The organism is Endothiovibrio diazotrophicus, from assembly GCF_054657215.1.
This window is the reverse complement of record NZ_BAAHXB010000020.1, coordinates 55,345-68,599: the sequence shown is the minus strand read 5'-3', so window position 1 is coordinate 68,599 and position 13,255 is coordinate 55,345. Positions and strand designations below refer to the sequence as shown.

Here is a 13,255-nt window from a genome sequence, read left to right as displayed (position 1 = left end):
CCCTAGGCCGCGATCACGACGGAGTGAGGCGCCTCGATTTGGCAGGCGGCAGGAACGGACATGGCGCCCGGCTTCCGCATCCTGCTCACGCCCAGTACCTACATCCCTGTAGGCAATCGCGGCCTTAGGGGCCGCTCCTACATTCGGGGGACGTCGCGCCGGCACCCGGCTGCGTCGATGGCGTGCAGGTACCGTTGCCCTGACCGTCGGCGCTACCGCACCGACGCGAGCGGGGGTAGCAGACCCCGATGCGGCGATTGATCCTTCCGAACGGGATGTCCCGTTCGGAAGGCGCAGCGGATAGCCGAGCGCGCGGTGGCTGCGTTCAGCAACGGCGCGCACGGCGCGCCCTATAGGGCGGCCCGCGGCCGCCGTGTCGAACGGAGGCAGCAACCGAAAGGCCTCCGCCGTCAGTCCCGGGCATTCCCCACGTCATTCAACGTGGAAATACTCAAAGGTAGGCATCGATTTCAACGAAATCGATCTGCTCCGCCGAGAGATACCGCTCGGCGTAGTGGCGATAGACCCCGCCGGTGAGAAACAGCGCGAACAGGTCGGGATCGATGTGCCCCCCATCGCGCATCGAGGCCATGATGCGCAGCGCTTCACTCAGCGACTTGGGCCGTTTGTAGGGGCGGTCGGAGGCGGTCAGCGCCTCGAAGATGTCGGCGATCGCCAGGATCCGCGCCTGTACCGGCAGCTCCTCGCGGCGCAACCCGCGCGGGTAGCCGCTGCCGATCATGGTCTCGTGGTGGCCGCCGGCGATCCGCCCGACCCCGTCGATCCCCGCCGGGAAGGGGAGCTGGTCGAGCATCAGGATGGTGTGGATGATGTGCTCGTTGACCTTGAAGCGCTCCTCGGCGGTCAGCGTGCCGCGGGGGATGCGCAGGTTGTGGAGCTCGCCCAGGTTGTAGAGCGACTCGGGCACCGGGATGCGGAAGCCGTGGCTCCCCGGGGCGTAGGCCAGCGGGTTCTCCGCCGAGCGTGGGATGATGTGCTCCGGCTTGTCGCCGAGCAGCCGCTCCTCCACCGGCAGTGCGGGCGCCGGCACCCCTTCCAGCCGCTTGCGCTCCCCCTCGGAGAGGCCGAGGCGGTCGTCGAAGTGGCGGCGCCAACGGCGTTCGCCGATCGCCTCCAACCGGGCTACCCGCCCCTCGTCCATGAACTCGCCGCCGATGTTGCACTCGGCGACGAAGGCGAAATCGTCGTGGAGCTGCGCCACCCGGGCCTCATAGGCCCGCTCCAGCACCCCCGGCTCCCACTCGCCCGCCAGCCGCGCCTTCAGGTAGTCGATGCGACAGTCGCGCAGCATCACCTCGAAACGGGTACGGATCTCGTGGATGCGATTGTAGATCGTCTCCAGCTTGGTCGCCTTGTCGACCACGTATTCCGGGGTGGTCACCTTGCCACAGTCGTGGAGCCAGCCGGCCAGCTCCAGTTCGCGCCAGCCGTTCGCGTCCAGGTCGAAATCGGCCAGCGGCCCCTCGCGGGTCGCGCAGGCGACGCGGGCCAGTTCGTTGGTGATCTCCGGGACCCGCTCGCAGTGGCCGCCGGTATAGGGGGACTTGGCGTCGATGGCGGCGGCGATCAGCTTGACCACCGCGTCGAACAGCGCCCGCTGATCCTCCACCATGCGCTCCAGCGCGCGCTGCGCCTCGACCAGCTCGCGGGTCCGTTCGGCGACCCGCTCCTCCAGCCGCTCGGCGTGTTCGGCGAGTAGCTGGTGGGCCTGCGCCAGCTCCTCCTGCTGGCGGCGGATCCGCCCGTTGGCGCTGCGCAGCTTCTCCTCGTTGCGGTCGCTCATGCGCACCAGGCGGCGGCTCTGGCCGAGCAGCTTGCGGTAGCCCTCGAGCAGCGCCGGGTAGCCGGCGGCGAGGTCGCCGCCGTCGGCGAGCAGCGCCTCGCCCGCCGCCGCCAGGGTCTGCTCGTCGGCGAAGGGGTCGAAGGCCGCGGTACCACTCATCGATCGGCGTCCCCGACGGGGATCGGCCGCGCCTCGAAACGGGCGTGGCGGAGCTCTTCGGCGAACTCGCCGCCCAGTTCCTCCAGGTGGTCGTCGTCCTCCTCGTAGGCCCAGGTGATGAGCACCCGGTTGCCCGCGCCGGCGGCGCGGTCGAGGGCGTCGAACAGCCCCATGAAGACCTTCGCCGAGGAGCTGTTGAAGTAGATCAGCTCGAAGTCGAAACGGATCTCGGCGTCGAAGCAGTCGCCCAGGTGGTGGTTGAAGCGCTCCAGCAGCGGGCCGTAGAAGGCGTTGACGTCCTCCGGGTAGGACTCGCCGCGCAGCGCGAAACGGTTGGCCGCGAAGTCGAACGCCACCGCGGGGGCGCGCTCGGAGGCGGCGATGGTGATCGGTTCCATGGTTGCTCTCTCCCCCCGCCGGCGGGGCGGGTCAAACGTAGGCCTTGAGGCAGAAGTAGGCGGTCTCGTCGTCCACCGTGAAGAAGTCGTGGGTGAAGCCGCGGCGGGCGCGGCGGGCGATGTCGATGAAGCCGACCCCGGCACCGACGCTCCCCTCCGGCACCGCGCCGCGCAGGGTCTCCTTGTAGAGCGCCTTGAGGGCGTCGTGGTCGAGGCCGCGGATGCGGTGCAGCGACCGGTCGAGACGCTCGACGTCGGCGCGGCGGATCAGGTTGGCGCAGGAGACGAAGTGGCGGTCTCCCTCGCGGCCGACGGTGAGCACGCCGTAGCGCAGGCTCTCGCCCGCGGCCCCCGGCGGCGGCTCGCGCTCGGCGGAGTAGCGGATGATGTTCTGCACCTGCTCGACGAAGATCGAGAAGAGCCCCTTCACCGTGTTGCGGTCGGCCGCCTCCAGCTCCAGCTTGCGCCGGATCGCCCCGCCCACCCCGGCGAGGATCTCTTCGGTGAAGTAGCCGCTGTAGCAGAACACCACCCCCTGCTCGCGCAGGCGGTTGCGGAAGTCGTACATCTCCTCGGCCAGCATCAGCCCGCTCCCCCCTCGGTAACGGAGCGGAAGCCGAGCACGGCGACATCGTCGCGGCGCGCCTCCTCCCCTTGATAGTCGATCAACGCATCACGAATTCGCTCGCGCCGGCGCTCCATCGGCTCGTCACCCAGCGCCTCCAGCAGGGCGGTAAAACGCCGTTTGCCGAACATCCGGCGGCGCATCCCACCCACCTGGTCGAGCAGACCGTCACTGGTCAGGTAGCAGGTGGCCCCGGCGACCTCGATCCGTTGCGCGGTATAGCCCGGATCCTCCGGCAGATCGCGATAGCCCAGCCCGCGACGGCGACCGGGGATCACCTCCGCCGCGTCGTCGCGCACCACGAACAGGTCGAAGCGCGCCCCGGCGAAATGGAAGCCGCCGTCGGCTGCGAGGTAGCAGGCACCCAGCTCCAGCCCGTCGTCGGCCCCGTCGGCCCCCTCGCGGCGTAGCGTCCGCCGCACCTCGCGGTGGGCGGCGAGCAGCAGGCCGGCCAGATCCCCCGGCAGGGTCGCGGTGCGTGCCCGCTCCAGGGCGCCGTGGGCGATCAGGGTCATGAAGGCGCCGGGCACGCCGTGGCCGGTGCAGTCGCCGAGCAGCAGCAGGGTGCCGTCGCCCCAATCACCGATCCAATAGAAGTCGCCGCCGACCACGTCGCGCGGCTCCCACAGTACGAAGTGTTCCGCCAGCCGCCGCTCGAATGCCGCCCGCTCGGGCAGGATCGCCCGCTGGATGTTGGCGGCGTAGTGGATGCTGGAGGCGATCACCTCGTGGGCCTCGTGCAGATCGCTGAGCAGCCGCCGGGTCTCGGCATGGCGCGCCTCGCGTTCGGCGACCCGCGCCACCTCGCTCTCCAGCATGGCGTTGTAGCGGGTCACCACCCGGCCGATCTCATCCTCGCTGCGCCACGCCACCGGTTCGGCGACGTTGTCCCGTTCGAAGCGTCCGATCGCCTGCACCAGGCGCACCAGCGGACGGTTGATCAGCAGGTAGAAGACCGTCCCCGCGGCGATCAGCACCGCCAGCGCGATGGCCGCCGAGAACAGCCCGAGCACCGCGAACTCGTGGAGCAGCGTCGACTCGATCTCCTCGACGCTGAAGCGGAAGGCGAAGTAGCCGCCGGGGCTCGCCGCCGAGGGGAGCCGCAGCGGCTCGCCCGCACGCTGCATGCGCTCGCAGGGGATCGGCCAGAACACCGCCGGCGGGCCGGCGGCGGCGGTGTGATAGTCGACGCAGAGCAGGTAGGGGAAGGCGCCGAACAGCCCGAGCAGTTCGCGTGCCCGCCGCCGTTCGCCGGCCGCCAGTTGGGCGGCCAGGGTGGCATCGAGGCGGGTCGCCAGCACCCCGGTCACCGCCGCCATCTCGCCGATCAGCACGCGGTGGCGGAACGGGTGGTAGGCGGCGAGGACGGCGGCGCTGAGCAGCACCCCGGCGAGCAGGGTGGCGGCCAGGAACTTGCCGAACAGCCGCCGGCGCAGCAGGGCCAACACGGGAGCGGAGGGCGCGCTACGGCGCCATCTTCATCGCCTTCTCCACCGCCGCGCGCTGATCGACCAGCATCTGCACCACCCGGTAGTCGTCGCCGAAGCGGCGCACCAGGAAGTCGGCGGTGTGGCTGTCGCCGTTCTCGCTCACCAGATCGGAGCAGACGAAGTAGTCGTCGTTGTAGCTGAGCACCATCGGGTGGGTGTTGGCGGGATAGAGGGTGACCCGCTCGGCGCTCTTCGGGTCGACGTAGCGGTAGGCGCCGTCGAGGCTCACCCGGTCGAGGTAGTGGTGCATGGCGTTCTGCAGGTTGACCTGCACCTCGGCGGGGATCTCGCCGGCCACCGCGCCGCCGGCGAGCAGCAGCAGGGCGATCGCGTGATAACGCATCTTCATGGGACGTACTCCGTAGGTGGACGGGCCACGGCGAGCACCGCGGCGATACGGAGCATTATGGAAACGGCCGGCGGGGAGATTCTGGCAAGAATCTGACGAACGAAGGCAGTGGTCCGAGAGCGTCTGCCGGCATCCCGGATGCTGCCCCCGTTGACCACGGCGCGCGCGGCGCGCCCTATAGGGCGGCCTGCGGCCGCCGCTCTTCCCGCTGGCACCCCAAGCGCGGGAAGAGATCGGCCGTGAATCTCGAATCGCCTGGCAATCCGACAGGCTGCTAGACCCTCTTCAGGCCGCCCTCGAAGGCATAACCGGCGCCGTAGATGGTGCGGATCGGGTCGCCGTGGGGGCGCAGCTTGCGGCGCAGGCGGTGAACCAGGCTGTCGATGGACGAGCCGGTGTCCTGGGCGTGGTCGAGGTCGCGGGAGATCCCCTGGTCCGGGGCATCGGCGAAGGCCGCCAGCAGCACGCTCTCGCGGTGGGTGAGCGGGATCACCGCGCCGCTCGGGGCGTGCAGTTCTCGGCGCGCGGGAACCAGGCACCACCCCTCGGCACGCTCGCCGGGGGGATGGAGACGCTGGTGGACGCCGCTCACCACCGCCGCCACCTCGACCAGCGGCACCGGTTTGACCAGATAGACGTGGGCGCCGCTCCGCCAACCGGCGAGGCGGTCCTCCAGGCGGTCGCGGGCGGTGAGGATCACCAGGCCGAGCGTGGCCTGTGCCGCGAGCCGGCCGGCCACCTCCAGGCCATCGCCGTCGGGGAGTCCCAAGTCGAGCACTACCACGTCCCACGCCTCGCTCGCCAACGCCTCCTCCAGCGCCGCCCGCGCGGCGACCCCGCGAGCGGCCATGCCGGCGGCCCCCAGATAGAGCACCAGGTCGGCGTTGAGGTCGGGGTCGTCCTCGACCACCAGCACGCGGATCGTCGTCACCGCAAAAACTCCGGACAGCTATTCGACACCCCGGGACTCATCGGCATCATCAACCCATTGAAAGCGTTATCAACCGCAGATTAACGCAGATTGGCGCAGATCAACGGGCAAAAAATCTGCGTCAATCTGCGTTAATCTGCGGTTCAATTCGCTCTTCAACTACGACTCCGGCAGGATCAGGGTGAAACGGCTGCCGCCGCCGGGCCGGGCGGCGGCGCGCACCTCGCCACCGTGGGCCTCGGCGATGCGCCGCACCAGATAGAGGCCGAGCCCCGCACCGGGGGTGCCGGCAGTGTGGCCGCCGCGCCAGTAGCGCTCGAAGAGGCGTTCAGGTCTGTCGATGCCGAAGCCGCGGTCGGTTACCGCTACCCACTGCCGTCCGTCGTCCCGCCCCACCTCGACCTCCACCGAACGTTCGTCCGGGGAGTATTTCAGCGCATTGTCCACCAGGTTGGCCAGGGCCACCCGCAACAGCCCGGGGTCGGCGGTGAGCGGCGCCAGCCCGTCGGCGGCGACCAGCCGCAGCCGCCGCGCACCCGCCTCACCGAAGCTCTCCGCGACCACCTGCGCCACCTCCGTCAGGGAGAGCGGACGCGGGCCCCTGGCGCTCCGGGCTGAGGCTCTGCTCGACCAGCCGGTTGAGCCGCTCCACCGCGCCGTGGATGGCGTCGTAGCGGCGCGCGGTCTCGTTGCGCCGGCCGTCGTCCAGGTGCTCCAGCACGGTGGCCGCCGAGTCGATCACCGCCAGCGGGGTCTTCAGTTCGTGGAACAGCATGGCGATGAAATCGGACTGCGCCCGCCGCGCCGCCCGCTCGCGCTCGACCGCCTCGGCGGCACGCCGCGCTGCGCGCTCGCTCTCCTCCTTGGCGCGCTTGATCCCGACCACCTGCGAGACCACCGTGAAGTGGAGCAGGATGAAAGTGAGGCCGGTGGTGAGCTGCACCCCGTAGAGGTCGCCGAGCATGCTCACGTGCCACCCCAGGGTGCCCAGCAGGGTGGGCCCGGCGCCGCTCAGGAAGACCACCATCACCAGCACCAGCAGCCGCCCCCGCGGCGCCCCCCGGTGCCACTGGACGAGCGCCGTGGCCAGCCCCGCCAGACCGATGAACACGGCGAACGACACCACCGGCCCGGAGAGCCCCCGCCAACCGCCGAAGGCCATCACCAGCGCCGCCGCAACTGCGATCAGACCGAGCCCCTGGCACAGCCGGGCCAGCCGCGGGAACACCTCGTCCATGTCGAGTATTCCGGTGAAGAAGGGGGCCAGCGAGGCGATGGTCAGCCCGAGCAGCAGCAGTTGCAGGCGGATCACCATCTCCGGCTGGTCGACCAGCAGGAACTGGCCGAGGTGGCCGTTGGCGACCAGGACGAAGGCGCCGCGAAAGAGCAGGTAGAGGGCGAACTCCAGATGGATGCGCTCGCGTAGCGCCCACCAGTAGAGGCCGTTGATCACCACCAGGACGAGAACGATGCCGTAGAACAGCCCGAACAGCAGGTCCTCGCCGGCCACCGTGCGATAGAGCGACGCCGTGGAATGGAGGACCGGGTAGGCGGCGAGATGGGCGCCGTGCCGGACGTAGAGGTAGAAGGTGCGCGGCGTGTCGGGCACCACCTCCAGGGCGAACAGCGCCACCCGGTCGGGGAGCGGCCGCCCCTCGGGGTGCTCGCTGCCGGCGCTGGCCGCCGACCAGCCGCCCTCGGCGGTGGGCCGGTAGAGCATCACCCGCCCCAGGTAGGCGGGGTGGACACGCAGCCACCAGCGGCTCGGTGTGCCCTGCGAACCGATCAGGGTGAAACGCAGCCACGCCCCGCGCAGCGGCCCGAAGCCGTCGGTGAAGTGGCCGGGGAGCGGCCGGAACGGCCCGGCCGCACCGGAGGCCACCTGTCCGATACCCAAGCGGCCGTCGGGGTCGGCGAGCAGCTCCAGGTGCCCGGCCAGCTCCACCGACTCCTGCCCATCGAGCAGCAGCGGTGCCGCCCCCGCCGGCAGGCTCAACAACAGCAGGCAGGCGATCCACCACCGCTTCATGAAATCTCCGGGGCGAACGCCCCCAAACGAGAACGGCGACCGTCGGGTCGCCGTTTAAACTCTAATGTATGGACATCGCAGGAGGTGAACGCAGGGTGTGCCGAGGTGTGAGGCGTACCGCTTTCCGACCGGTGCGCCTCCTGCCGTCGGCACACCCTACCCAACTCTTCAACGCCCGATCATCAAAAATCAGATTGAACCGCAGATTAACGCAGATGGACGCAGATTCCTTCCGTCTGAATCTGCGCCAATCTGCGTTAATCTGCGGTTGATAAAGCTTTCAATGGACTGACGACCTCGCCTCAGAAGTAATACGCCCCGCGCGTCAGCACCTTCGACATCACCTTCATCAACCCCTTCACCGGCAGCGGCAGCTTCGCGCCCCCGCCCTCCAGGGCGACGGTGGCGTGGTGCGCCTCGTCCTCCTTCATCTGCTGGAGGACCGCGCGGCTCTTGCCGTCCTGCGGCGGCAGTTGGCCGAGATGCTCGTCGAGGTGGCGGATCACCTGGTGTTCGGTTTCGGCGACGAAGCCGAGCGACCACTTGTCGCCGGCCAGCCCCGCCACCGCGCCCATGACGAAGGAGCCGGTGAACCAGAAGGGCCCGAGGAGGCTCTTGCGGCTGGAGAGTTCCTGCAACCGCCGCTCGGTCCACTCCAGGTGGTCGTTCTCCTCCAGGGCGGCGCGCTCCATGGCATCACGCACCTCGGGCAGCCGGGCGGTGAGCGCCTGGCCGGAGTAGAGCCCCTGGGCGGAGACCTCGCCGGCGTGGTTGACCCGCATCAGACCGGCCACGTGGCGCGCCTCGCTCTCCGACAACTCGGGCTCCTCGATCCCCTCGGCGGGGTTGGGGCGCTCGGTGAGGGTCGGTCGGCCGTAGATGGTGCGCAGGGCGTGGTCGACGTTGATCAGGAGGGTGTCGAAGGGGGTGTAGTGGCGCGTGTTCATGGGCGGAGAATACCCCCACGAACTGCGTGCCTCAAGTTACTCCGGAGGGGTGGATCCGGCGGAAGGCACCCCGGCTTCAGGTCAAAGGTGAAAGGTGAAAGGCAAAAGGTCAAAGGAAAGAGAAGCCGTGCCAACGCTGGCGCCATCCAGCGTCGAAGATCAATTGGTGCTGAACGAAGGGCCTTTTACCTTTAACCTTTGACCTGAAAATAGTGCCTCTGCTCCCCTGCGTTCACAGCCGCGCTATACCAATTGCCGCGCCAACAGCTCCAGCGGGTGCAGCACCTCCACCTCGATGCCCCGCTCGCGCAGCCCGGCGGCGAGGTGCAGCAGGCAACCGCGGTTGGACGAGACCAGATAGCGCGGGGCGAGCGCCGCCAGCGCGTCGAGCTTCTCTTCGCGCAGGGCGTCGGCGATCGTCGGCTGGCGCAGCAGATAGTCCCCGGCGGCGCCGCAGCAGCGCTCGTTGCCGGGCAGCGGTCGCACCTCGGCGCCGGGGAGCCGGGCGAGCAGGCGGTAAAGCGCATCCGCCCCCTTCAGCACGTTGCGCAGGCTGCACGGCTCGTGGACCAGCACCACGCCCACCACGGGGCGCAGCAGGCCGTCGGGCCACGCTGCCTCGGCGAGAAAGGCAAGGCAGTCGCGGTGGCGCGCCGCCAGCGCCTCGCCGGCCGCCCCCGCCCACTCGCCATACTCCGCGAGGTGGGCGCCGCAGCCGCTGTTCAACGAGAGCAGCGGCACCCCGTCGGGAAAGCCGGCGCTGTTGGCGGCGGCCAGCCGACGGGCGTTCCGGGTATCGCCGGCATGAGCATCCATCGCCCCGCAGCAACCTTGGCCCGGGGGGAGCTCCACCCGGTAGCCGAGGGCGGCGAGCAGCCGCCCGGCGGCAACCACCGCCGGGTGGTCGACCCCCTCCGCCAGGCAGCCGGCGAACAGCGCCACCCGCCCCCGCGGCACCCCCGCCGGAGCGAAGCCCGCCGGGAGCGCCGACGGCGCGGTGAACGGCGGCGCCAGCCGCTCCATCCGCTCGAGACCGAAGCGGCGCAGCAGACCGCTGGCGCGCAGTACCCGGCGCAGTCCGCTACGCTCGTAGAGGTGCGCCAGCCGCAGGTAGCGAATGCGGCGCCGCGGATTGGCCAGCACCCGGCGCAGCCGTGCCCCACCCCGAGCGCCGAGCAGCGCCCGACCGCCGTCGACGATCCGCCCGTAGCGCACCTTGGAGGGACACATCGCCTCGCAGGCACGGCAACCGAGGCAGCGGTCGAGACGCCCGGCGAGCGCCGCATCGGCCTTGAGCCGCCCCTCGGCCAGGGCGCGCATCAGGCTGATCCGCCCGCGTGGCGAGTCCCCCTCGTCGCCGAGCAGGCGGTAGGTGGGGCAGACCGGAAGACAGAGGCCGCAGAGGACGCAGCGGTCTGCCTCGCGAATGAGTTCGGATGGGTTCAAGATGGACCGGGGAGAGAGGGCCGGAAGGCCGTTGAACGGGGATCGGTTCCTTGCTTGCGGCGCGGGCGAGCCTTTATATTCTATCGAATCGAGAGCCATAAGGCAGCCATGAGCTATTATCGCCACCACGTATTCTTCTGCATCAACCGCCGCGACGACGGCTCGGCCTGCTGCGCCGACGGGGATGCCCGGGCCCTGCGCGACTACGCCAAGGGGCGCAGCAAGGAACTCGGCCTGGCCAAGCCCGGCGGCGTGCGGATCAACACCGCCGGCTGCATGAACCGCTGCGGCGAGGGGCCGGTGATGGTCGTCTACCCGGAGGCCGTCTGGTACCGCTACGCCAACCGCGACGACGTCGACGAGATTATCGCACGCCACCTGATCGACGGCGAACCGGTCGACCGTCTACGCATCTGAATAACGAAAACGACCCCCCCGGGTGGGAATCAGCATGAGTGCCCCTGCGGAAGGCCCCAACGCCGAACAACTGAAACGCTCCCTGGAGTTGCAGACCCTGCTCAACTCCATCACCGAGCGCATCCACGAGGCCGAGAGCTTCGCCGAGGTGCTGCCGGGGATCGAGCCCGACATGCTGCGCATCCTGCGCGGCGAGCGGATGACCGTCTACCAGCGCTCGCGCAACGAGCAGGAGATCGTCTCCAAGTTCAAGTCGGGCGCCGAGATCAAGGAGATCCGCGTCCCCCTCTCCACCACCTCGATCGCCGGCTACGTGGCGCTCACCCAGCAGCCGATCCGCATCGACGACGTCTACGACGCCGACGCGCTGAAGGCGATCCACCCCAACCTCCAGTTCAACATCAGCTTCGACAAGCAGACCGGCTACCGCACCCGCTCGATGGTGGTGGTGCCGATCAAGCACAAGGACGTGATGCTCGGCGTCCTCCAGGTGCTCAACCGGGTTGGCGGCGGCTCGTTCACCGACATCGACCTGCGCAACGCGCTGAAGATGGGCGCGATCATCGGCCAGAAGTTCCGCTACGACTTCCAGGGCACCAACGGCCCCTACGACCACCTGATCCTGAAGAAGAAGCTCACCCAGGAGGAACTCAACGGCTATATCCAGCGGGCGCCGAAGGAGAGGACCAACGTCGCCCACCTGTTGATCACCGAGGGACACATCTCGGCCGAGGAGGTGGGGGCATCGCTCGAGCACTACTACCAGGTGCCGTTCATGTCCTACGACCCGAACCTGGAGGTGCCCCGCGAGCTGATCAAGGGGGTCAACGAGGCCTACCTGCAGCGCCAGCTGTGGGTGCCGGTCTCGGGCAACGCCGAGGAGGTGGTGATCCTCATCGACAACCCCACCGACACCCAGCGCATCATGGAGGTGCAGCGGGTGGTGCAGGCGGCCAAGTACGTCTTCAAGGTGGGACTGCCCGACGACATCCTGCGCTACCTCGGTGTCGAGGTGGGGGGTGCCGACGACGGCGTCGGCCTCGACGACCTGCTCGGGCGGATGGAGGACGAGGTCGGCGAGGACATCACCGAATCGGTCGAGGACGAGAGCAGTGAGAACGACGCCACCATCATCCAGTTGGTCAACAAGATCATCATGGAGGCGTACAAACAGAACACCTCCGACATCCACATCGAGCCCAACAAGGGCAAGGCGCCGGCGGACGTGCGCTTCCGCGTCGACGGCGTCTGCCGCCGCGCGCTGCAGATCCCGGCGACCCACATCCGCCCGGTGGTGGCGCGCATCAAGATCATGTCCGGCCTCGACATCTCCGAACGCCGCAAGCCCCAGGACGGCAAGTGCGCGGTGCGCTTCAAGGGCAAGCCGGTGGAACTGCGCGTGGCGACGCTGCCCACCGTCCACGGCGAATCGGCGGTGCTGCGTATCCTCGCCGCCTCCAAGCCGCTGCCGCTCGGCGCCATGGGGCTCAACGAGCGCAACAACCGGCTGACCCACGACCTCACCTCCCACCCCCACGGCATCTTCCTGGTGGTCGGCCCCACCGGTTCGGGCAAGACCACCACCCTGCACGCGGTGCTCGGCAACATCAACGACCCGGGGCGCAAGATCTGGACCGCCGAGGATCCGGTGGAGATCACCCAGCCGGGTCTCCAGCAGGTGCAGGTGCTGCCGAAGATCGGTTTCACCTTCGCCGCCGCGTTGCGCTCTTTTCTCCGCGCGGACCCCGACGTGATCATGATCGGTGAGATGCGCGACAAGGAGACCGCCCACGCCGGCGTCGAGGCCTCGCTCACCGGCCACCTGGTCTTCTCCACCCTGCACACCAACTCCGCCCCGGAAACCGTCACCCGTCTGCTCGACATGGAGATCGACCCGATCTCCTTCGCCGACGCCCTGCTCGGGGTGCTCGCCCAGCGCCTCATGCGCACGCTGTGCAAGGAGTGCAAGAGCCCCTACCACGGCAGCGCGGAGGAGCACCGCTTCCTCAAGCTCCATTACGGCGAGCAGCACTGGGACGAACTGCATATCGTCGACCCCACGCCGGGCGCCGAGGGGCAACTGGTCAGCGAGGAGGAGATGAAGCAGGAACTCGCCAAGCTGGCGATCCTCAAGGAGATCCGCGAGGCGCTGGCCGAGGGGAAGGTGCTGGTCGAGGATGCCAACGGCAAGCGGGTGGCGCTACGCCCGGACGAATTGGAGAAGGTGAAGGGGCAGGTGACGCCGGTGGACCCGCGTCTGACCTTCATCCTGCACAAGGGCACCGGCATCAAGGGGGGCAGGCCGTGCGAGAAGTGCGGCGGCAGCGGCAGGGTCGGCAAGGAGGAGTGTTCCGCCTGCGCGGGACATGGCGTCACCGGCGGCAGCTCCTGCCCCAATTGCGGCGGCAGCGGCTACAAGGGACGTATGGGCATCCACGAGCTGCTCGAAAACAACCAGCACATGCGCGAGATGATCTACCGCAAGGCCACCGCCGCCGAGATCCAGGCCCAGGCGATGTCCGACGGCATGCGCACCCTGATGCAGGACGGCATCGCCAAGGTGCTCCAGGGGATGAGCGATTTCGAACAACTGCAGCGGGTGGTGGCCGGGTAGCCTTCACGAACCGATGTCACCGCCGGGCGAGTTTTCCAACCGCAGA

At 69.1% G+C, this 13,255-nt stretch carries 12 protein-coding genes; 2 read left to right on the top strand and 10 right to left on the bottom strand.

The window, feature by feature from the left end:
- Positions 1-451: 451 nt before the first annotated feature.
- The 10 genes from ACYQ2W_RS07805 to ACYQ2W_RS07760 form a co-directional block, all read right to left on the bottom strand.
- Positions 452-1,963: an HD-GYP domain-containing protein gene (locus tag ACYQ2W_RS07805; protein WP_459864991.1), complete on the bottom strand. Its 1,512-nt coding sequence runs from the start codon at positions 1,961-1,963 to the stop codon at positions 452-454.
- The gene (locus ACYQ2W_RS07800) at positions 1,960-2,361 is read right to left on the bottom strand and encodes a DUF1987 domain-containing protein (RefSeq protein WP_459864989.1); all 402 of its coding nucleotides are present in this window, start codon (positions 2,359-2,361) and stop codon (positions 1,960-1,962) included. Before ACYQ2W_RS07800 ends, ACYQ2W_RS07805 begins: the two co-directional genes overlap by 4 nt.
- A 31-nt stretch (positions 2,362-2,392) precedes the next feature.
- Entirely contained in the window at positions 2,393-2,944 is a 552-nt protein-coding gene (locus ACYQ2W_RS07795; protein WP_459864987.1) for a SiaB family protein kinase, read from the bottom strand.
- On the bottom strand, positions 2,944-4,434 hold the full coding sequence (locus tag ACYQ2W_RS07790) for a SpoIIE family protein phosphatase (protein WP_459864985.1): 1,491 nt from the start codon (positions 4,432-4,434) through the stop codon (positions 2,944-2,946). Before ACYQ2W_RS07790 ends, ACYQ2W_RS07795 begins: the two co-directional genes overlap by 1 nt.
- 16 nt (positions 4,435-4,450) lie before the next feature.
- Positions 4,451-4,825 (bottom strand): hypothetical protein, encoded by a 375-nt coding sequence (locus tag ACYQ2W_RS07785; RefSeq protein ID WP_459864983.1) that lies wholly within the window; start codon positions 4,823-4,825, stop codon positions 4,451-4,453.
- 274 nt (positions 4,826-5,099) lie between these two features.
- Positions 5,100-5,756, bottom strand: a complete 657-nt coding sequence (locus tag ACYQ2W_RS07780) for a response regulator transcription factor (protein ID WP_459864981.1) — start codon at positions 5,754-5,756, stop codon at positions 5,100-5,102.
- Positions 5,757-5,915: 159 nt separating this feature from the next.
- The gene (locus ACYQ2W_RS07775) at positions 5,916-6,329 is read right to left on the bottom strand and encodes a sensor histidine kinase (protein WP_459864979.1); all 414 of its coding nucleotides are present in this window, start codon (positions 6,327-6,329) and stop codon (positions 5,916-5,918) included.
- The gene (locus ACYQ2W_RS07770; protein WP_459864977.1) at positions 6,298-7,785 is read right to left on the bottom strand and encodes a 7TMR-DISM family protein; all 1,488 of its coding nucleotides are present in this window, start codon (positions 7,783-7,785) and stop codon (positions 6,298-6,300) included. The genes ACYQ2W_RS07775 and ACYQ2W_RS07770 overlap by 32 nt, the downstream gene beginning before the upstream one ends.
- A gap of 302 nt (positions 7,786-8,087) precedes the next feature.
- Positions 8,088-8,732: a 2-polyprenyl-3-methyl-6-methoxy-1,4-benzoquinone monooxygenase gene (coq7, locus tag ACYQ2W_RS07765; RefSeq protein WP_459864975.1), complete on the bottom strand. Its 645-nt coding sequence runs from the start codon at positions 8,730-8,732 to the stop codon at positions 8,088-8,090.
- Between the two features lie 243 nt (positions 8,733-8,975).
- Positions 8,976-10,178: a (Fe-S)-binding protein gene (locus tag ACYQ2W_RS07760; protein WP_459864973.1), complete on the bottom strand. Its 1,203-nt coding sequence runs from the start codon at positions 10,176-10,178 to the stop codon at positions 8,976-8,978.
- A 108-nt stretch (positions 10,179-10,286) separates the two neighbouring features.
- Between ACYQ2W_RS07760 and ACYQ2W_RS07755 the strand changes: the two genes are divergently transcribed.
- Positions 10,287-10,595: a (2Fe-2S) ferredoxin domain-containing protein gene (locus ACYQ2W_RS07755; protein WP_459864971.1), complete on the top strand. Its 309-nt coding sequence runs from the start codon at positions 10,287-10,289 to the stop codon at positions 10,593-10,595.
- 34 nt (positions 10,596-10,629) lie between these two features.
- On the top strand, positions 10,630-13,209 hold the full coding sequence (locus tag ACYQ2W_RS07750; RefSeq protein WP_459864969.1) for a GspE/PulE family protein: 2,580 nt from the start codon (positions 10,630-10,632) through the stop codon (positions 13,207-13,209).
- Positions 13,210-13,255 lie beyond the last annotated feature (46 nt).